This window comes from Streptomyces platensis (genome assembly GCF_008704855.1).
Taxonomy (GTDB): domain Bacteria; phylum Actinomycetota; class Actinomycetes; order Streptomycetales; family Streptomycetaceae; genus Streptomyces; species Streptomyces platensis.
Genome location: NZ_CP023691.1, coordinates 5,213,975 through 5,234,327, shown reverse-complemented (window position 1 = coordinate 5,234,327; position 20,353 = coordinate 5,213,975). Strand labels below are relative to the sequence as shown.

At 72.7% G+C, this 20,353-nt stretch carries 17 protein-coding genes; 10 read left to right on the top strand and 7 right to left on the bottom strand.

Annotation, left to right across the window (positions count from 1 at the left end; translation table 11 throughout):
- The first annotated feature begins 73 nt into the window (after positions 1-73).
- Positions 74-1,726 carry a DNA repair helicase XPB gene (locus CP981_RS23250; protein ID WP_085926304.1) on the top strand — a complete coding sequence of 551 codons (1,653 nt, stop codon included), beginning with the start codon at positions 74-76 and terminating at the stop codon, positions 1,724-1,726.
- Positions 1,727-1,744: 18 nt separating this feature from the next.
- Here the strand turns inward: CP981_RS23250 and CP981_RS23245 are convergent, their stop codons facing one another.
- Entirely contained in the window at positions 1,745-3,022 is a 1,278-nt protein-coding gene (locus CP981_RS23245) for a glycosyltransferase 87 family protein (protein WP_085926281.1), read from the bottom strand.
- 302 nt (positions 3,023-3,324) lie between these two features.
- Positions 3,325-3,531, bottom strand: a complete 207-nt coding sequence (locus CP981_RS23240; protein ID WP_085926282.1) for a hypothetical protein — start codon at positions 3,529-3,531, stop codon at positions 3,325-3,327.
- 356 nt (positions 3,532-3,887) lie between these two features.
- On the opposite strand from CP981_RS23240, the gene CP981_RS23235 reads away from it, so the two are divergent.
- Positions 3,888-5,990 carry a HelD family protein gene (locus CP981_RS23235; RefSeq protein ID WP_085926283.1) on the top strand — a complete coding sequence of 701 codons (2,103 nt, stop codon included), beginning with the start codon at positions 3,888-3,890 and terminating at the stop codon, positions 5,988-5,990.
- A 46-nt stretch (positions 5,991-6,036) separates the two neighbouring features.
- Here the strand turns inward: CP981_RS23235 and CP981_RS23230 are convergent, their stop codons facing one another.
- Together CP981_RS23230 and CP981_RS23225 are read right to left on the bottom strand one after the other, a co-directional pair.
- Positions 6,037-8,205 (bottom strand): serine/threonine-protein kinase, encoded by a 2,169-nt coding sequence (locus tag CP981_RS23230; protein WP_085926284.1) that lies wholly within the window; start codon positions 8,203-8,205, stop codon positions 6,037-6,039.
- A gap of 314 nt (positions 8,206-8,519) precedes the next feature.
- Positions 8,520-9,242: a copper homeostasis protein CutC gene (locus tag CP981_RS23225; RefSeq protein WP_085926285.1), complete on the bottom strand. Its 723-nt coding sequence runs from the start codon at positions 9,240-9,242 to the stop codon at positions 8,520-8,522.
- Between the two features lie 300 nt (positions 9,243-9,542).
- Here CP981_RS23225 and CP981_RS23220 point away from each other — a divergent pair, with 300 nt between their 5' ends.
- Positions 9,543-10,226: an HD domain-containing protein gene (locus CP981_RS23220; protein ID WP_085926286.1), complete on the top strand. Its 684-nt coding sequence runs from the start codon at positions 9,543-9,545 to the stop codon at positions 10,224-10,226.
- Between the two features lie 698 nt (positions 10,227-10,924).
- Positions 10,925-12,217: a Cmx/CmrA family chloramphenicol efflux MFS transporter gene (locus CP981_RS23215; RefSeq protein ID WP_085926287.1), complete on the top strand. Its 1,293-nt coding sequence runs from the start codon at positions 10,925-10,927 to the stop codon at positions 12,215-12,217.
- A gap of 30 nt (positions 12,218-12,247) precedes the next feature.
- On the opposite strand, the gene CP981_RS23210 is transcribed toward CP981_RS23215, so the two are convergent.
- The 3 genes from CP981_RS23210 to CP981_RS23200 all read right to left on the bottom strand — a co-directional run bounded on the left by CP981_RS23210 (position 12,248) and on the right by CP981_RS23200 (position 13,561).
- Positions 12,248-12,787, bottom strand: coding sequence for a pyridoxamine 5'-phosphate oxidase family protein (locus tag CP981_RS23210; protein WP_085926288.1), 540 nt, complete (start codon positions 12,785-12,787; stop codon positions 12,248-12,250).
- A 66-nt stretch (positions 12,788-12,853) separates the two neighbouring features.
- Complete coding sequence (locus CP981_RS23205; RefSeq protein WP_085926289.1) at positions 12,854-13,147, bottom strand: DUF4031 domain-containing protein; 294 nt, start codon at positions 13,145-13,147, stop codon at positions 12,854-12,856.
- Positions 13,148-13,198: 51 nt separating this feature from the next.
- The gene (locus CP981_RS23200) at positions 13,199-13,561 is read right to left on the bottom strand and encodes a hypothetical protein (RefSeq protein ID WP_085926290.1); all 363 of its coding nucleotides are present in this window, start codon (positions 13,559-13,561) and stop codon (positions 13,199-13,201) included.
- Positions 13,562-13,692: 131 nt separating this feature from the next.
- Between CP981_RS23200 and CP981_RS23195 the strand changes: the two genes are divergently transcribed.
- From CP981_RS23195 to CP981_RS38770, 6 genes are all read left to right on the top strand, one after another.
- On the top strand, positions 13,693-14,640 hold the full coding sequence (locus tag CP981_RS23195) for a MurR/RpiR family transcriptional regulator (RefSeq protein WP_425282152.1): 948 nt from the start codon (positions 13,693-13,695) through the stop codon (positions 14,638-14,640).
- A 130-nt stretch (positions 14,641-14,770) separates the two neighbouring features.
- Positions 14,771-15,709, top strand: a complete 939-nt coding sequence (gene murQ / locus CP981_RS23190) for an N-acetylmuramic acid 6-phosphate etherase (RefSeq protein ID WP_085926291.1) — start codon at positions 14,771-14,773, stop codon at positions 15,707-15,709.
- Between the two features lie 81 nt (positions 15,710-15,790).
- Entirely contained in the window at positions 15,791-17,464 is a 1,674-nt protein-coding gene (locus CP981_RS23185; protein ID WP_085926292.1) for a PTS transporter subunit EIIC, read from the top strand.
- A gap of 426 nt (positions 17,465-17,890) precedes the next feature.
- Complete coding sequence (locus CP981_RS23180) at positions 17,891-18,601, top strand: response regulator transcription factor (protein ID WP_085926954.1); 711 nt, start codon at positions 17,891-17,893, stop codon at positions 18,599-18,601.
- A complete protein-coding gene (locus CP981_RS23175) occupies positions 18,598-20,040 on the top strand; it encodes an ATP-binding protein (protein WP_244329760.1) in 1,443 nt (480 codons plus the stop codon). Before CP981_RS23180 ends, CP981_RS23175 begins: the two co-directional genes overlap by 4 nt.
- Entirely contained in the window at positions 19,937-20,320 is a 384-nt protein-coding gene (locus CP981_RS38770) for a sensor histidine kinase (protein WP_244330066.1), read from the top strand. Before CP981_RS23175 ends, CP981_RS38770 begins: the two co-directional genes overlap by 104 nt.
- Positions 20,321-20,353: the final 33 nt, after the last annotated feature.

The window sequence follows — 20,353 nt, the reverse complement described above, 5'->3', positions numbered from 1 at the left end:
CACGGTCGTGATCAACGGCCTGGGGCTGCGGCCGGTCCCGGCGGCCGACGGCCGGAAGCGAAAGGCGAGGCGTGTGAACGGACCCCTCATCGTCCAGAGCGACAAAACGCTGCTGCTGGAGGTGGACCATGAGCTGGCGGACGACTGCCGGCGAGTCATCGCGCCCTTTGCCGAGCTGGAGCGGGCGCCCGAGCACATCCATACGTACCGGGTGACACCGCTGGGCCTGTGGAACGCGCGGGCCGCCGGGCACGACGCCGAGCAGGTCGTGGACGCGCTGGTGCAGTTCTCGCGGTATCCGGTGCCGCATGCGCTGCTCGTCGACATCGCCGAGACGATGTCCCGCTACGGGCGGCTGACGCTGGTCAAGGACCCCGCGCACGGTCTGGTGCTGACCACCACCGACCGTCCGGTGCTGGAGGAGATCCTGCGGTCGAAGAAGGTGCAGCCGCTGGTCGGGGCGCGGCTGGATCCGGACTCGGTCGTGGTGCACCCGTCGGAGCGCGGGCAGATCAAGCAGACGCTGCTCAAGCTGGGCTGGCCGGCCGAGGACCTGGCCGGCTACGTCGACGGTGAGGCGCACCCGATCGAGCTGGACGAGAACGGCTGGGCGCTGCGGCCGTACCAGCAGCAGGCCGTGGAGGGCTTCTGGCACGGCGGCTCAGGTGTGGTCGTGCTGCCCTGCGGTGCGGGCAAGACGCTGGTCGGGGCGGGCGCGATGGCGCAGGCCAAGGCGACCACGCTGATCCTGGTGACCAATACGGTCTCGGCCCGGCAGTGGAAGCACGAGCTGGTGAAGCGGACCTCGCTGACCGAGGAGGAGATCGGCGAGTACAGCGGCACACGCAAGGAGATCCGGCCGGTCACCATCGCCACGTACCAGGTGCTGACGACCAAGCGGAAGGGCGTCTACCCGCATCTGGAGCTCTTCGACTCCCGGGACTGGGGCCTGATCGTCTACGACGAGGTGCATCTGCTGCCCGCCCCGGTCTTCAAGTTCACCGCCGATCTTCAGGCCCGGCGGCGGCTGGGGCTGACCGCGACGCTGGTCCGCGAGGACGGCCGGGAGTCGGATGTCTTCTCCCTCATCGGGCCCAAGCGGTTCGACGCCCCGTGGAAGGAGATCGAGGCCCAGGGCTATATCGCCCCCGCGGACTGTGTCGAGGTCCGGGTCAATCTGACCGAGTCGGAGCGGCTGGCGTATGCCACGGCCGAGACCGAGGAGAAGTACCGCTTCTGCGCCACCACGGCCAGCAAGCAGTATGTGACCGAGGCGCTGGTCCGCCGGCATCAGGGCGAGCAGACGCTGGTCATCGGCCAGTACATCGACCAGCTGGACGAGCTGGGCGAGCATCTGGACGCACCGGTGATCAAGGGCGAGACCAGCAACGCCCAGCGCGAGAAGCTCTTCGACGCCTTCCGTCAGGGCGAGATCTCGGTGCTCGTGGTCTCCAAGGTCGCGAACTTCTCCGTCGACCTCCCGGAGGCGACGGTCGCGATCCAGGTGTCCGGCACCTTCGGCTCCCGCCAGGAGGAGGCCCAGCGGCTGGGCCGGGTGCTGCGCCCCAAGGCGGACGGGCACGAGGCGCGGTTCTACTCGGTCGTCGCGCGCGACACCATCGACCAGGACTTCGCGGCCCACCGCCAGCGCTTCCTGGCCGAACAGGGGTACGCGTACCGGATCGTGGACGCGGACGAGCTGCTGGCGGCCGACGAGGACGTCTGAGCCGGACGGCCGCCGGGCTCAGACCGCCGGGGACCGGCTAGCCGCCGGCTTCGATGCGGTGCGCGGCGACGGGAGGCCGCCGCCGCCCGGAGCCACCGGCGGCCGCCGGGTCCACCAGAACACCGCCGCCAGCAGCGCCAGCCCGAGCAGCGGATACAGGGACGCGAACGGCTGCTGCCACCAGGGGATCCGCAGATCGAGGTCGCCGGTGTGCGGGACGAGCCACATCGTGCGGGCGGTGAAGGCGAGGGTGACGGCGGCCAGCAGCGCCCTGCGCCACGGGTCGCGGCGGGTGCGGGCGGCGAGCGCGACGAGCAGCGGCACACACCAGACCCAGTGGTGGGACCAGCTGATCGGCGAGACCAGCAGCGCCGTGACGGCCGTACACAGCACGCCCCAGCCGTCCAGGCCGCGGCGCAGACAGACCCGGCGGGCGGCCCAGAGCCCGGCGGCCGCGGCGAGCAGCGCGGGCACCGTCCACAGGAGGCCGGGCTCCGGCTCGTGCAGCAGCCGGGTGATCAGGCCCTGGAGGGACTGGTTGTCGACGATCCAGACCGTGCCGACCCGGCCGGTCTCGAACATCCGCCGGGTCCAGAACTCGATGCTGGCACCGGGCAGCACCAGCCAGCCCAGCAGCACCGAGCACAGGAACCCGGCGAGGGCGGTACAGGCGGCCTTCACCCGGCCGGTGACGAGCAGGTAGACGGCGAAGAGCGCGGGGGTGAGTTTGATACCGGCCGCGATACCGGTGGCGAACCCCTTGAAGCGCGCGCCGTCCGGGCGGGAGAGGTCCCACAGGACCAGGCAGGTCAGCGCGAGGTTGACCTGCCCGAAGACGAAGGTCTGGAAGACCGGCTCCAGCCAGAGGCCGAGCGCGGTGGCAGCCAGCAGCACGGGCGCGGTGTGGGCGGCCCTGCGCAGGCCGGCGGCCTTGCAGGAGAGGTGGATGAGCAGCGCGAGCAGGGCCGCGTTGACGAGCACGCAGACGACCTTGAGCGTGCCGAGCGAGAGCCAGGTGGTCGGTATGAAGAGCAGGGCGGCGAAGGGCGGGTAGGTGGCCGGAAGTGCCCACTTGGTGACCGTGAAGCCGTAGAGATCACCGCCGGTGGCGGCGGCCGCACCCTCGGCCCGGTAGACCGCTATATCGGACATCGGCAGCGGCTGGACCTGGTAGAGCACCCAGAGTCCGGCGAAGGACGCCAGGAGCAGCGCCGCGGCGAGCGCCAGCCGGCCGGGATGGGCGGTGCTCTGCGCCCAGGTGCGTCTCCACGTCCATGTCCCCTCGGCGGCAGACACCCGCTGACCCCTCCCCGTCGCCCTGAGCGCGCCTACCGCGGTGACGGTAGTGGATCGAGGCCGACCGTCCGTTACGGTTTCCGGTCATCCGGATGTCGACGCGGGGGCCGGCTTCGCGCGCCCGATCGCGCGTGTGGTGTGCATGATCTGTACGTGCCTGGGCGGCACGCGTGTGATGCGGCTTCTTGCCCGTATTGTGCGCCGTGCGGGCGGACAGGGGCGGCCGGGGCACGCGCTCAGTTCCCTGTGGCGGGGCACAAGCTCCAGGTGGTGGGGCTCAGCTCCATGTGGCGGGCGCGGCATCAGTCGTTCGCGTACTCGCCCATGACGACGACGCTGAAGGCGGCCGCGGCGAAGACCTTGATCGCGCGGAGTGCGTTGCCCACGACATAGCGGTGCTCATGGGCGGCCGCCGGATCGCGCCCGGGGTCGACGAGGGCGGTGGCGCCCTTGGCCGGGTGAAGGGAGACGGGGTGGACAGGGCCTGGGGGAATCGCTGCGCTGCTCATGACTCCATGATGGAATTCACGCGATTGCAGCACATCGGTCCATAGGTCCATCCCTAAGGGCCGGATGTCCGTCTTCAGGCCCACCCCGCCCCCTACGGGAGATCGATGCCGCCGCCGCACCGGAGACCGCCGCGGCCGGTCAAAAACCCGTTGGCACCCTCATGAACCGCTGACTACAATCGCGCGTCTGCCTGCCTCCCGTCGAGGAGTGCCGCCGTCCGGTCGGAAACCGGCCGGCCCTTCGCTTCACGCCGCTGACCCGCACACGCAGGACCCGCGCTGTGCACCGACACCGGCCCGCCGCGCCCGCGCTACCGGCGCGCGCCCGCCGACGTACCCGCCACGGAGGCAACGCCGTGCCCTCGCACGCCCCCCACCCGACCACGGAGCCGCGCACCGACCGCCCCCGGCCGGCATCCGACGACCCGCTCCTGCGCGAAAAGGCCCACCTCGCCGCCTCCCGCTCCGCCCTGCGCGCGATGCGGGCCGACGCCGAGGCGCTGAACATCGGCGATGTCACCGCGAACTGGGTCAACGCCGAGGTCCTCCAGGGCGAGATCGACGCCCGGATCAAGGCGCTCGCCGACCTCTCCCACACCCCGCTCTTCTTCGGCCGCCTCGACTATCTCCACGCGCCCGGCCTCGAACTCGCCGAGGGCGCCGAAGGGGAGAACTTCTACATCGGCCGGCGGCACGTCCATGACGCCGACGGCGACCCCATGGTCATCGACTGGCGCGCGCCCGTCTCCCAGCCGTTCTACCGGGCCTCCACGAAGGACCCGATGGACCTCAAGCTGCGCCGCCGCTTCGGCTACACGGGCGGTGAGCTGACCGCGTACGAGGACGAGCACCTCACCGATCCGGCCGAGACCGCCCGGACCAGCGCCCTGCTCCAGTCGGAGATCGAGCGGCCGCGCGTCGGCCCCATGCGGGACATCGTCGCCACCATCCAGCCGGAGCAGGACGAGATCGTGCGGGCCGGTATCGGCGGCTCGGTCTGCGTCCAGGGCGCGCCGGGCACCGGAAAGACGGCGGTCGGTCTGCACCGGGTCGCCTATCTGCTCTATGCGCACCGCGAGCGGCTGGCCCGCTCCGGCACCCTCGTCATCGGCCCGAACCGCTCCTTCCTGCACTACATCGAGCAGGTGCTGCCGGCCCTCGGCGAGCTGGAGGTCAAGCAGGCCACCGTCGACGACCTGGTCGGCCATGTGGAGGTGCGCGGTTCGGACGAGGCGGCCGCCGCGACGGTCAAGGGCGACGCCCGGATGGCGGAGGTGCTGCGGCGCGCGGTCCGCTCGCACATCACGCTGCCGCAGGAGCCCTGTGTGGTCGTCCGCGGCTCCCGCCGCTGGCGCGTACCCGCCTATGAACTCGAAGAGATCGTCCAGGAGTTGCGGGACCGCGAGATCCGCTACGGCGCCGCCCGGGAGGCCCTGCCGCAGCGGATCGCCCATGCCGTGCTGGTGCGGATGGAGCAGGCGGGCGAGGCCCCGGACGACCGGGTGCAGGACGCGGTGGCCCGTAACGCCGCCGTGAAGGCCACGGTCAAGACGGTCTGGCCGCCGGTCGACCCGGCGAAGCTGGTACTGCGGCTGCTGGGCGACGCCGACTTCCTCGCCGAGCAGGCCGAGGGGGTTCTGACCCCTGAGGAGCAGAAGACGATCCTGTGGACCAAACCGGCCCGCAGCGTGAAGAGCGCCAAGTGGTCCGCCGCGGACGCGGTGTTGATCGACGAGGCGACGGACCTGATCGCGCGCACCCCGTCGCTGGGCCATGTGGTCCTCGACGAGGCGCAGGACCTCTCCCCCATGCAGTACCGCGCGGTCGGCCGCCGCTGCACGACCGGCTCCGCGACCATCCTCGGCGATATCGCCCAGGGCACCACCCCCTGGGCGACCAACACCTGGGAGGAGGCGCTGACCCACCTGGGCAAGCCCGGTTCGGCCGTCGAGGAACTCACCCAGGGCTTCCGCGTGCCGCGCGAGGTCATCGCCTATGCCTCCCGGCTGCTGCCCGCCATCGCCCCCGACCTGACGGAGGCCACCTCGATCCGTGAGTCGGCGGGCGACTTCGCGATCCGTCCGGTCGACCCGGCCGGTCTGACCGCCGCCACCCTCACGGCCTGCGACGACGCCCTGGCGAAGGAGGGTTCGATCGGCCTGATCGCCGCGGAGGCCCGGATCCCGGAGCTGCGTACGGCCCTGGAGGCAGCGGGCGTGACCTGCCTGGCCCCCGGCGAGGAGACCTCGGCCGAGGCCCGGCTGACGCTGGTACCCGCCACGCTCGCCAAGGGCCTGGAGTACGACTACGTGGTCCTGGACGAACCCGCCGCGATCGTCGACGGCGAACCGGACGAACGGACCGGCCTGCGCCGCCTGTACGTCTGCCTGACCCGTGCGGTCTCCGGTCTGACGGTGGTCCATGCAGCGGCCCTGCCGGAGCAACTGGCCGACCGCTGAGGGGCCCTGCGGGCCGCCCGGGGGCACGGCGCCTGACGCCACGGCGTCAGGCGACCTTGGCGCAGATCATGGTCGTGCCGTCGTAGACGTTCCAGGAGTAGCGGTAGCGGCCCGGCTCCCCCGGGCAGGCGCCGGTGCCCGCCGAGGCCCGCATGACGGCCGTGACCTGCATGATGTAGTCGAACTCCCGGGGCACCCGGTCGGCGCTGCAATTCCACGCGGTGAGCAGGTTCGCCGGTCCGGGGCGGCCGCCCCGGGCCTTGGCCAGGAAGCACTGCCCCTTGCGGAACTGCCGCTCCACACACAGGTTGGTGGACGAGGAGCCCGTCCCGCTGTGCCACCAGCCACCACGGCCGCCGCCGGACGGACAGCTCCCGGCCCCGGACACCCGCAGCACCCGCAGATACGCACTGGCGGCACCGCAGCCGACCCGCACCGGCGCCGTACGGCTCCAGTTGCCGTAGCCGTCCTGGTACGCGTCGAGGCAGTCGCCGCTCCGTACGGCCGCGAAGGCCGCGTCGACCGGGCTGGGGGTACGGGACGCGGCGGCCGTCGGCCGCGAACCGGTCCCGCCGCTGGTGGACGTACCGCTGGACGTCCCGGAGCTCGACCCGCCACCGGAGGACGAACTGCCCGACGTTCCCGAGCTCGTCCCGCCACTGGAGTACGTGCCACTCGACGTCCCCGAACTCGTCCCGCCACTTGAGTACGTACCGCTGGAAGTACCGCTGGACGTGCTGCTGGACGTCCCGGTGCCGCTCGACGAGCCGGAGGTGTCCGCGGCATCCCAGGGCTTCCAGATGAAGACCACGAACGCGATGCACAGGAGCACCGGCCAGAAACAGCCGCTGCCGGCCGAGGAGTTGGCGGCCTGCGGGGTGGGCGACGTCTTGGCCGAGCCGGACGCGGCGCCCTTCGACGAGGTCGCCGCCGTTGCCGAGGTCCGGGCCCGCTTCTCCCGCAGCGCCTCCTGGGCGCGCTTCTGCCGCTCCCGCTCGGCCCGCTCACGGCGCTGTTTCTCCGCGGCCTGCGCGGTCGCCCGCGCCCTGGCCTGCGCCCGCTTACGCTCCTCCGCCGCCTTGCGCTCCTCCGCCTCTTTTCGCTCCTGTTCCCTGCGCGCTCGTTCCTTGCGCGCCTCACGCTCCCGCTGCTCCTGCTTCTGCTCTTGCTCCTGCTGCTGCCGAGCCGCCCGCTCCTCCTGCTTCCGGCGCGCGGCCCGCTCCTCGGTGTAGACGCGGGTGGGCCCCGGCGGCGGGACCTGTTGCGTCCCCTCGTCGGCGGCGGAGGGCTGCACGCCCGCGGTCTCGCGCAGGGCCCGCCCGTGCGCCTCGTATTTCTCGATCAGGGCGGTCCACCGCGGCGGCAGCCAGCGCTCACCGCGCCGCGAGGTCGGCATCCGGTCGAGTTCCTCCAGGAACTGCCGCAGCACATCGGCGGGTTCGGGCCGCTGGTCCGGATCAGCGGCCAGGCACGGGCGGATCAGCGCGGCCAGCTCCCGGGGCAGCCCGGTCAGATCGAGCGCACCGCGCTGTACGAGCGTCAGCAGCCGGATCGTGTCGTCGGTTTCGGGGTACGGCGGGCGGCCGACGGCCAGATAGAAGAGCGTCGCGCCCAGCGAGTACACGTCGGACGCCGTGGTGGACTGCTCGGCACGGGCCTGCTCCGGCGAGGTGAAGGCGACGGTGCCCAGCGTCAGCGTCGTCCGCGTGATGTCGTTGGCGTGCGAGATGCCGAAGTCGATGAGCCGGGGCCCGGCCAGCGGCAGCAGGATGTTCTGGGGTTTGACGTCCCGGTGGACGATGCCCTCGTCATGCAGGATCACCAGGGCCTGCGCGGTACCCGCCGCGATCCAGCGCACCGCGGAGCCGGGCAGCCGTCCCGCGCTGCGGACGAGCTCGGAGAGCGCGGGCGCCGGTATGTACTCGATGGCCATCCAGGGCAGTTCGGCGTCCGGATCAGCGTCGCGCACCCGGGCCGTATAGGCGCTGTCGATCCGCCGGGCCAGCGTCACCTCGCGGGCGAACCGCCGCCGGTCGGTGTCGCTGACGGCGCCCTCGGCGAGCAGCGTCTTGACGGCGGCCAGCGACCCGTCGGCCGCGGACCGCGCCAGATAGATCCGCCCCATACCGCCGGAGCCGAGCCGCCCCAGCATCCGGTAGACGCCGAGCCGCCGCGGGTCGTCACCACCGAGCGGCTTGACTCCCATACCCGTCATGCCGTGTCACCCTCCCCCTGGTCCCCCCACCGTGACACTCGTCAAACAGTGCCACGCCAAAGGGAGTTGAGGAAGCGGGCCGGGCGGGGCGCGGGTGGGCCCGAGGGGCCCGTTTCCCTATGGAGGGCGCGCCTTTCACGACGGCTCCTCGCGCACCACCGGCGTCGTCTGATGGTCGGCCCTCTCGGCCCAGGGGAATCCCCCGCTTTGTGGGATGCCTCGGCCGTCTTGGCCGTCGTGGCCGTCGTCCGTCGTCCGTCGTGGCCGTCGTGGCCGTCGTGGCCGTCGTGGCGGCCATGGTTGCCTCGGATCCCTCAGACGCGCTGGGCGACGGGCAGATCCAGTGCCTCGCGCCACTCCCGTACCGCCGCCGCCTCCACCGGGGCCGACCAGCCGGCGGGGCGGGCGGCGCCCCCGATGTGGAACGCGTCGAGACCGGCCGCCCGCAACGCCGGCAGATGGCCGAGCCCGAGTCCGCCGCCCACCAGGATCCGCGGCGCGTAGCCGGGCTCGCCCGCCGCCGTACGCGCCTGCTCGGCCAGCAGCGTCGGCAGCCCCCGGTCGACGCCCTCCGCGGACCCGGCCGTCAGATAGGTGTCGAGCCCCGCGGCTCCGGCCGCCCCGGCCAGCTCCCTGCGCAGCGCGTCCCGGTCGGCGGCCCGGTCGATGGCCCGGTGGAAGGTCCACCGGCAGCCGTCGATCACCTCGGCCAGCGCCGTCACCGCCGCCAGATCCGGCCGCCCGTCCGGCGTGAGAAATCCGAGGACGAACTCCTCGGCACCCTCCGCCCGCAGCGCCGCGGCCTCCTCGCACAGCGCCGCCACGTCGCCCGCCGCGAAGCCGTCGGCGGCCCGCAGCATCACCCGTAGCGGAAGGCCGACGGCCGCCCGGATCGCCGCGAACGTGGCCCGCGGCGGGGTGAGCCCGTCGGCCGCCATGTCCGTCACCAGCTCCAGCCGGTCGGCCCCGCCGGCCTCGGCGGCGACCGCGTCCTGCGGGCCGAGCGCGATCACCTCCAGCAGCGCGCGCTTGCTCATATGAATCCTCCGCTGACGACATGACGGGACGGACCCCATGACAGGTCTAGTCCAATATCCCAGCGTACGGGCCACCCGGCCGTCCCGACACCAGCCCTTCACCGGCACGCCCGGAAACCGCCCATACGCCTTACCCACGCCGCCACCCGCACGACCGCCCGGCGGCCGCCGGCCGCTCCGGCCGCCTGAAGCCCCTGGACGATCGCCGCCCCCTCCTGCTCTCGCCTGGGCCGTCCGCAAACCTGACCGGGCCTCACCCTCCGCCCCGGATTCCGCCGGGTGCGAGGCACAATGGCTGGCATGAACCCCGTGCCCCGTACGGCAGACACCACCGACCCGGCGCCGGAGCTGCGGCAGCGCTGGGCCGACACCGTCACCGCGGCCCGCGGCACCAAGAACCCCACGGCCCCCGACCCGGCCCCGTACGCGGACAACCTCCTGTCCCGTTGGCGCGAACCGCAGCGCCGCTACCACACCGTCGACCATCTGGCCGCGGTCCTGCTGCGCATCGACGAACTGGCCGAGCACGCGGATGACTTGCCCACCGTCCAGTTGGCGGCCTGGTTCCACGACGCGGTCTACCGCCCGGACCGCTCCGAGAACGAGGAGCGCAGCGCGGCCCTCGCCGAGCGCGCGCTGCCCGAACTGGGCATCGGCGCGGCCCGCACGGCCGAGGTCGCCCGGCTGGTGCGGCTCACCGTCACCCATGACCCGGCGCCCGACGACCCCGACGGCGAGGTGCTCTGCGACGCGGATCTCGCGGTGCTCGCCGGGGCCCCCGACCAGTACGCCGCCTACGCCGCTGCGGTCCGCGACGAGTACGCCTTCGTTCCCGACCCCGACTTCACGGCCGGGCGTTCCGCCGTTCTGACCCAACTCCTCTCCCTGCCCCGCCTCTTCCGCACCCCGCGCGGGTACGACCTCTGGGAACACACTGCTCGCCGCAACCTCGCTACGGAGCTGGATTTGTTGCGGGGGGCGTAGGGGGCTTGGGCCTTGGGGGCTCGTGTGTGTCTGCGGGTGCGTTGGGGCTGGGCGCGCAGTTCCCCGCGCCCCTGCGTGGCGCGGCCGATCCGTCATGTGCTTTCGGTGCGGGTGCGTCTGGGCTGGCGCCGTTGCGGGGTCTGTGGTTGCCGCGGGGGCCGGAGGGGACGCACCGCGACCCGTCCTCGGCGCGGGCGACGCGGGTCCATGGGTTGATTGCCCCGGTGTTTGCTCCGGTCCTGCGGGCGGGCCCCGGTACATCCCCTCCGACCGTCCCCCGTTGCCGACTGCCGGACGGTGGCACCGCGCCTTACGGCCCGCCTCGGCCCGCGCCCAAGCTGCGGGGACCAGGTGCCTGCCAAGAGGTCCCGCTGCCTTGCCGTAACGGTCATCGGTACGGCGGGACAGCCGCGCACAGACGGAGGGCGGAGGGGATGCCCGGTGAGCCGCCCGCAGGACCCGGAGCGAACAACGGGGCTTCCAACCTCTGGGACCCGCGTCGCCCGCGCCGAGGACGGCTTACCGGGCGTCCCCTCCGACCCCACCACCCACAAGCCGTAGGCGAACCGGCGGCCAGCCCACGGCAACCCGCACCCACCCCAGCCACCAACACCGCGCGCCCGCAGCCACCGGCAACGCCGTACAAAGACCCCGCCGAGACGGGAATGTAAGGCGTCCTACCGCTGTTAGTAGCTGACATGCCCGCTCATCCCGACCGCGCCCGCCTGCCCATTGCCGTGTACGTCCTCGGCCTGTCCGTCTTTGCGCTCGGTACGTCCGAGTTCATGCTGTCCGGCATCCTCCAGCCACTGGCCCGCGACCTGGATGTCTCCATTCCGCAGGCCGGGCTGCTGGTCTCCGCCTTCGCGGTCGGCATGGTGGTCGGCGCCCCGGTTCTGGCCGCCGCAACGCTGCGGCTCCCACGGCGGACGACACTGATCGCGCTGCTCGCGGTGTTCGGCCTCGGCCAGGTGGCGGGCGCGCTGGCCCCCTCTTACGGCGTGCTGTTCGTCTCGCGCATCCTGAGTGCCCTGGCCTGCGCCGGCTTCTGGGCGGTCGGCGCAGCGGTAGCGGTCTCACTGGTGCCGGTGACCGCGCGGGCCCGCGCGATGGCCGTGATGGTCGGCGGCCTGAGCATCGCCAACATTGCCGGCGTCCCGGCAGGCGCACTGCTCGGCCAGCACGCCGGCTGGCGCGCCGCCTTCTGGGCCGTGGCCGGTCTGGCCGCGATCGGCCTGCTCGGTGTGATCGCGCTGGTGCCGCGGACGGCCGTGCCCACCGGCGAGGACCGCCCGCAGCTGCGCCGTGAGCTGACCATCTACAAGGACAAGCAGGTGTGGCTGGCCCTGACCGCGACGGCCCTGAACGGCGCCGCGGTCTTCGCGCTCTTCTCGTACCTCTCGCCGCTGCTGACCGACACCGCCGGCCTCGCCGAGAGCTGGGTGCCGACGGTGCTCGCCCTCTTCGGCGTCGGCGCGCTGACGGGTACGTTCATCGGCGGCCGGATCGCCGACGCACACCTCTTCGGGACGCTGTTCGGCGGCATCGCCGCGTCCACCGCCGTGCTGGCCGTCCTGGCGCTGACCGCGCACAGCCCGGTCGCCGCCGTCGCGCTCTCCCTGATGCTCGGGGTGACCGCGTTCACCACGGCCCCGGCGCTCAACGCCCGGATGTTCAACGTGGCGAACGCCGCGCCGACGCTGGCCGGCGCGACCACCACCGCCGCGTTCAACATCGGCAACACCCTCGGCCCCTGGCTCGGCGGGCTGGCCATCGGCGCGGGCTGGGGCTACCCGTCCGTGGCCTGGACCGGCGCCGCGCTGGCGGCGGGGGCCGTGGTCACCACGGCCTTCGCGTTCCGGCTGCACCGCGCGACGAACCAGTCCCGGCTGATCGCCTCGTCGGCCGCCGCCACGCCCACTACGCAGGTGACAGCAGCAGCGCAGCCGGTGGATTCCGCCAAGGCAACGGGGGCGGCGGGGCACCGCTGAACCTCGTGGGAGGGCGCCGCGCCCGGTTGTTCAGGCCCCGCCGTCGAAGGTCCACCGCGTCTGGCTGTAGGTCTCGCCCCGGCCGAACCCGAAGGCCGTGACCGGCTCGACCCGGAAGACCACGGCCCGGTTGCCCTCCCCGTAGAACGCGCCGTCGCGGACGTCGAAGTGCCAGTCGCTGCCGTACTTCTCGCCGTACAGATCGGCCAGCCGGCGCAGCGTGGGCTCGTCGCGCACCGGCACCGCCTCGCCCTCGACGACCACATCGAGCCCGGCGTGCAGGTCGTTGCCGCCGGCCGTCGAGGTCGTCAGCACACAGTGCGCGTTGGTGGCGAGGTTCTTGGCCTTGCGTTCCTCGGGGCCGGTGCAGAAGTGCAGCGCATCGTCCGACCAGACGGCGAGCAGCGGGGTGACATGCGGGCGGCCGTCGGGCCGGACGGTGGTGAGCCAGAAGATCTCGGCCTCGGTCATTCCGCCGACGGCCGCGGGCCAGGCGGTCGCCGTGGCGTCCGCGCTGCTGTAGTTCGGGTCGAGGTCGGTGGCCGGTTGTCCGCCTTCGCTGGCTGACATAGCTGTCCCCTTTCGGTGCGGCGCACGGTCAGGCCCATCGTGCGGGGGACCGCCGCCGCGCCGTCGCTACGACGCGCCGCGGCGGGCCGTACGGGGTGCCGGCCGGTGCTTGGGGCGGCGCAGACCGGCCGCGGTCAGCCGGCGCACCAGTTCCTTGGAGCCGATCTCCAGGGCCCCGGCGCGCACCGCGTCGCCGTACCGCTCCGCCGGCAGGTCGTAGTGGTCGCGTTCGAACGCCCGCCGGGGCGCGCCGAGCCGCGCCGCGAAGGCGTGCAGTTCGTCGAAGGAGTGGTCGCTGACCAGATGCGACCACATCCGCCCGTGGCCCGGCCAGGTGGGCGGATCGATATAGATCGCCACCTCAGCGCTCCGGCCGGATCGCCACGTCAGCCCGCCGCACCATCAACCACCTCAGCCTTCCATCGGGGTGCCGAGCCGGCCGACCCGGGCCACCGCGACAGCTGTCTTGGGGCAGACCCAGTGCGGATCGGTGCCCAACTCCGGTTCGACATCGAGCGCATGGGGATCCCCCGACTCCGTGCACACGGGGCACAGCGGCCAGCGGCCGTAGCGGTCCAGGAGGGCGTCCTGGACGTCCTGCGCTATGAGTCCTGCGACGAATGCCGCGCCTTCAGGCCATTGCTCCACCCACCACCGGCGGTGGACGACCGCATCCTCCACGAGCGAGACGATGTCGGCGTCGGCCACCTTGTCCGCCATCAGGTCGGCGAGCACCAGCGCCCGCGCGGCGTGCAATGCCTGTTCCATCTCCATGCCCCCCATTGTCTCCCGGCCGCCGACCGCCGAGCGGAGTTGTCCACAGCCCCGCCGCGGCCTCTCCGCTCTGTCCACAGCACTCACAGAGGGTATTGACGCCGAGCGGTCGATGAAATTACTTTTCAAGCGTGAGCAGTAGCGTGAAGGAAACTTTCAAGGACGTGCCCGTCGAGACCCGACCGGCCCCGGCCCCACCCGTCCCCGCGGCGCTGGCCGCCAAGGTCCGCACCCTCGCGCCGACGATGACCCGCTCCATGCAGCGGGTCGCCGAGACCGTCGCGAGCGACCCGGCCGGCTGCGCCGCCCTCACCGTCACCGGCCTCGCGGAGCGCACGGGCACCAGCGAGGCCACCGTCGTGCGGACCTCCCGGCTGCTCGGCTACCCGGGCTATCGCGATCTGCGCCTCGCGCTCGCGGCGCTCGCCGCGCAGCAGGCGGCCGGCGGCGCGCCCGCGGTGACCGCGGACATAGCGGTCGATGATTCCCTCGTCGATGTCGTCGCGAAGCTGGCGCAGGAAGAGCAGCAGTGCCTGGCCGACACGGCCGCCGCGCTGGACGTCACCCAGCTCGAAGCCGCCGTCGCCGCGCTCGCCGGTGCCCGCCGTATCGATGTGTACGGCATAGGGGCCTCCAACCTCGTCGGCCAGGACCTCGTCCAGAAGCTGCTGCGCATCGGCCTGATCGCGCATGCGCACGCGGACCCGCATCTGGCCGTGACGAACGCCGTGCAGATGCGCACCGGCGATGTCGCCATCGCCATCACGCACTCCGGACGGACCACCGATGTCATAGAGCCCCTGCGGGTGGCCTTCGACCACGGCGCGACGACGATCGCCATCACCGGCCGCCCGGACGGCGACATCGCCTCCTACGCCGACCACATCCTGACCACGTCCACGGCCCGCGAGAGCGAGCTGCGCCCGGCCGCGATGTCGTCCCGGACGAGTCAGCTGCTGGTCGTGGACTGCCTGTTCATAGGTGTCGCGCAGCGTACGTACGAGACCGCGGCCCCCGCGCTGTCCGCCTCGTACGAGGCCCTGGCCCACCGCCACTCGCCGCGCAACAACCAGCGCTGACCTCGCACCGCCGCGCCGTTGTGGGCCTCCGTGCCAACGGGAGGCCCGGGTGGACACGACGGCGACCGGCGGCGGGGCAGCCGAAAAACTACGGCCCCCCACGAGCCCGACCGAAGAGAGTCGCCACGCCATGACCTCCACCGCCGACCACGACCATCTGCGCGCCCAGTTGGACACCCTCACCACCGAGGCGTACCGGCCCGAGCTCGCCGAGATCGACCGCCGCCCCACCCTGGACATCGCCCGCACGATGAACGACGAGGACGCCACCGTCCCCGCCGCCGTCGCCCGGCGGCTCCCGGAGATCGCCGCCGCCATCGACGCCACCGCCGCCCGGATGGCCCGCGGCGGCCGGTTGATCTACGCCGGCGCCGGCACGGCCGGCCGTCTCGGGGTGCTGGACGCCAGTGAGTGCCCGCCGACCTTCAACACCGACCCGTCCGAGGTGCTCGGGCTGATCGCGGGCGGCCCGTCCGCGATGGTCACCGCCGTCGAGGGCGCCGAGGACAGCAAGAAGTTCGCGATCGAGGATCTGAGCGCGATCGGCCTGACCGACCTGGACACCGTCGTCGGCATCTCGGCCTCCGGCCGTACGCCCTATGCGATCGGGGCCGTCGAGCATGCCCGCGCCCTGGGCGCGCTGACCATCGGCCTGTCCTGCAACGCCGATTCGGCGCTGGCCTCGGCCGCCGAGCACGGCATCGAGGTCGTGGTCGGCCCCGAGCTGCTGACCGGCTCCACCCGGCTCAAGGCGGGCACCGCCCAGAAGCTGGTGCTCAATATGCTCTCGACCATCACCATGATCCGGCTGGGCAAGACCTACGGGAATCTGATGGTCGACGTCCGCGCCTCCAACGAGAAGCTGCGGGCCCGCTCGCGCCGTATCGTCGCGCTCGCCACCGGCGCTTCCGACCAGGAGATCGAGACCGCGCTCCGCAGCACAGACGGCGAGGTGAAGAACGCCATCCTCACCCTCCTCGGCGGAGTCGACGCCCCCACCGCCGCCCACCTCCTCGACGCCGCCGACGGCCACCTCCGCGCCGCACTCCAGGCCGCCAAGGACCACTGAGCCCCCACTACTGCCCGCTCGTCAGGCCCGTACGGCCTCCGACTCCCTCCCCTCGCTTGTCCGCACAGCAAGGCACCGCACATGCCCGAAGACAAGAACCGCGCCATCGCTGCCGCGCTCCTCCCTCTCGTCGGCGGCGCCGGAAACCTCACCTCCATCGCCCACTGCATGACCCGGCTCCGCCTAGGCATCCAGGACCGCTCCCTGGTCCAGGACGAGGCCCTCAGGGCCCTGCCGGCGGTCATGGGCGTGGTCGAGGACGACACGTACCAGATCGTGCTGGGCCCCGGGACGGTCGCCCGGGTCACCCCGGAATTCGAGCACCTGGTGGCACAGTCCCGAGACACCCCACCGGCCGCGGAAGCGGCGGCCGCCGCACCCACGCCGACGACGGCCCCTGCCGGGGCGCCCCCGGCACCGACCCCGGCCCCGGCCCCGGGTCCGACACCACTCACGACCGCTGGTGCCCCCGCCTCCGACGCACCCGCCACCGCCGACGACCTGGCCGCCCAAGGTGCCGCCCTCAAGGCCCGGCAGAAGTCGCGGAACGCCACCCCCGTGAAGCTGTTCCTCCGCCGGATCGCCAATATCTTCGTCCCGCTGATCCCGGCCCTGATCGGCTGCGGCATCATCGCCGGCATCAACGGCCTGCTGACCAACCTCGGTCAGCTGCCGTCCGTCGTCCCCGCCCTCGCGGCCATGGCCTCCGGCTTCATGTCCCTCATCGCCGTCTTCGTCGGCTACAACACCGCCAAGGAATTCGGCGGCACCCCGATTCTCGGCGGCGCGGTCGCCGCCGTCATCGTCTTCCCCGGCGTCACCCACATCACCGCCTTCGGCCAGCACCTCTCCCCCGGCCAGGGCGGGGTACTCGGCGCACTGGCCGCGGCGCTGCTCGCCGTCCAGGTGGAGAAGCGGTGCCGCAAGGCCGTCCCCGAGGCGCTGGACGTCCTGCTCACCCCCACCGTTACGGTCCTGGTCACGGGCCTGGTCACGCTCTTCGGCCTGATGTTCGTCGCGGGCGAGGCCGCCACCGCGATCGGCACGGGCGCCAACTGGCTGCTGGCCCACGGCGGCGCATTCGCCGGCCTCGTCCTGGGCGGCCTCTTCCTCCCCCTCGTCATGCTGGGCCTCCACCAGGCCCTCATCCCGCTGCACACCACCCTCATCGAGCAGCAGGGCTACACGGTCCTGCTCCCGATCCTCGCCATGGCCGGCGCGGGCCAGGTCGGCGCCGCGATCGCCGTCTACCTCCGCCTGCCCCACAATCGCTCGATCCGCAGAACCATCAAGTCCGCCCTCCCCGCAGGCTTCCTGGGCGTCGGCGAACCCCTGATCTACGGCGTCTCGCTCCCCCTGGGCCGCCCGTTCATCACCGCCTGCCTGGGCGGCGCGGCCGGTGGCGCCTTCGTCGGCCTCTTCAACCAACTCGGCGACGCCGTCGGCTCCACCGCCATCGGCCCCTCCGGCTGGGCCCTGTTCCCCCTGGTCAAGGGCAATCAGCCGCTCGCCACCACCCTCGTCGTCTACGCCCTGGGCCTGGCCGTCGGCTACCTCGTCGGCTTCCTCGCCACCTACTTCTTCGGCTTCAGCAAGCAGCTGCGGACGGAACTGAACGCAGACCCTGACGGCACCCCCGCTACCGCCACCGCCACCGCCACCGCCACAGCCGCAGCCGCAGCCGCAGCGCCCGACCCGACCACCACGAGCAGCCCGACCGCACTCGGTGCACCGGGCGGCGCCGGGACGCACTGATGCATCTGCTCCCGCCGGCCCGGCACCCGGCCGCCCACCCCTGACCCCACCCCCACCCGCGACCCCGACCCCGATCCGATGCCGATCCCGACCACAGAGAAACCACAAGTTCGCTGCCTACCGTCGGTGCTCGGCCGCACCTCGTCAGGGGCACCGGCCCCGCGTTGCCAGCGAACCGGGACGGCATCGGAAGTGAACTGCACACGCTGCGGCGGCCCCGTCGTCCAAGGACCCCACGGACGATGGTCCTGCAACAACTGCGGAGCGAGCGGATGAACGGCGAACGGCCACGGCCGGGCCCGGACCGAGCGGCGCCATTCCCGGTCCCGGCCCCGACCCCGATCTCGGGCCCGGTCCCGGCCATGGCGCCGTATGGCCGGGACCGTACGGTCGGCATCTGACACGGACCAGAAGCGGAGCCTTGAAATGTGCGCGGCGAAGCGCCTCGAACGAGTCCTGGTCGTCGACGACGACCCGGTGATCCTGCGGTCGCTCGGCCGCGGCCTTCGGCTGAACGGCTTCGATGTCGCCCTCGCCGAGAACGGCACGGCCGCCCTCACTGAACTGGCCACCAGGCCCCCCGATGTGGTCGTGCTCGATGTCTCCCTCCCGGGCCTCAGCGGCACCGACATCTGCCGCAAGCTGCGGGCCGACGGGGACGAGGTGCCCGTGCTGATGCTGTCCGCGCTGGATGAGCTGGAGGACCGGGTCGCGGGGCTTCAGGCCGGTGCGGACGACTATCTGGTCAAGCCGTTCGCGCTGAAGGAACTGGTGCTGCGGCTCCAGGCGCTGCTGCGCCGCCGCCCGCCCGGCGCCTCGGACACGGTGCGCATCGGTGACCTGGAGCTGGCTCCGGCGGCGCGGGAGGTGACGTACGGGGGTGCGCCGGTCAGCCTGACCCGGCGGGAGTTCGAACTGCTGGAGGTGCTGGTCCGCAACGTGGACGTGGTCCTGACCCGTGATCAGCTCCTGGACCGGGTCTGGGGCTATGACTTCGCGGTGCGCACCGATGCCGTCGACACCTTCGTCAGCTACCTGCGCCGCAAACTGGAGGCCGGTGGCCGGCCGCGGATCGTGCACACGGTCCGCGGCGTCGGCTTCGTCCTGCGTGCCCCCGGGACGGCGGCCGCGCGATGAGGCTCTCGACCCGGATCGCCGTCGCCATGGGCGTCGCCGTTCCGCTGCTGGTTCTGGCTTCCGGAGCGCTGCTGCTGCGTCTGGTCGCCCATGACGTGCACCGCGCACAGGACGCCCATCTGCGGGAACGGGCTGCGGTCCTGCTGCCGCTGGCCAGAGGCCTGCTTCAGGTCGAGGGCACCGGCCGGCCCAGGAAGACGGCGAACCACGAACGGCGGCTGCTCGACGCGGGACTCGACGTGGGGGTCCGGCTCACCGCCGACAGCAAGTCCAACGGCGACGGCGGCAAGGCCGCGGACCTGGCCCCGCCGACACGCACCTCCGGTCAGGGCACCTCCGGTCAGGGCACCTCCGGTCAGGGCACCTCCGGTCAGGGCACCTCCGGTCAGGGCACCTCCGGTCAGGGCACCTCCGGTCAGGGCACCTCCGGCCCCGGCACCTCCGGTCCCCGCAACGCCCCGGCCGGAATTGGCACGACGGCGACGCAGCAGCCAGGCCGGGTGGTCGCCGAGGCCGGCCCACAGCCGGACGACGCCGTGCTGCTGCCGTCCGCCGCGTTCGACCCGGTGACGGTACGGGCCGGGCACCGCGCCTGGCGGGCGCTGTCCGTGCAGGTCCGCAGCGCCAAGACGAGCGCTCCGCAGGGCAGGCTATGGGTGTTCTCACCGGGGTCGGCCGGGAACGCCGAGATCGACACCGTCCAGAACCGCATCCTCCTGGTGGCGTTGATCGCCGCACCGCTCGCCGGGCTGCTCTCGCTGGCCATCGCCGAGCGGGCCACCCTGCCGCTGCGCCGGCTACAGCGCCGGGCCGCCGGTCTGGACCCCGGGACCAGCGCGGTCCGGCTGGACCACAGCCGTTCGCGGGTCACCGAAGTCGACGATCTGGCCCACACCCTGCAAACCGTCCTCGCCCGCTACGACGAGCAGGCGACCCGCACCCAGGAGGCGCTGGCCACCGCCCGGTCCTTCGCCGCGACGGCCTCGCACGAACTGCGCACGCCCCTGATGGGCATGCAGACCAATCTGGACATCCTCACCGATCATCCGGAGCTCTCCCCGGCCGACCGCGCGGAGATCCTCGACGATCTGCACACCGGGCACACCCGGCTGATGGGGCTGCTGATCGCGCTCCGGGCCCTCGCCCAGGGCGACTTGGTGGAGGCCGACGCATTCACCGTCGTGGATCTCTCCGAGGTCGTCGCGGTGGCGGTGGCCGACGTACAGCGGCACCATCCCGAAGCCCGGCTCACCAGCCACCTCACCCCCGGGCCTGCGGGTGCACGCCTGGGAACCGGGCCTGCGGATGGCGGTCGACAACCTGCTCCGCAACGCGGTGGTGCACGGGGGCCGGCCGGGCGCCCCCGTACGGGCCGGGGTGGCGTTGCGGCCGAGCGGCCGGCCGGCGGACCCGGTCGCCGTGCTGACCGTGGACGATGACGGTCCGGGCATCGCGCCGCAGGAGCGTGAGCGGGTCTTCCAGCGGTTCAGCCGGCGTACGGACAGTCCCGGCTCGGGGCTGGGGCTGACGCTGGTGGCCCAGCAGATGGCCCTGCACCGCGGCACGGTGCGGATATCGGACCGTTTGGAGGGGCCCGGTGCCCGTTTCGAGATACGGCTGCCCCGGCTCGGCGACACGGACACCGACGACACCCGCACCATGGAACTCCCGCTGCGCCGCGACTGGTTGAGCGACTTCCCGGGCCCGGACCGGCCGTAGTTGCCACGGCGGCCATGACCGGCCCTAGGGACC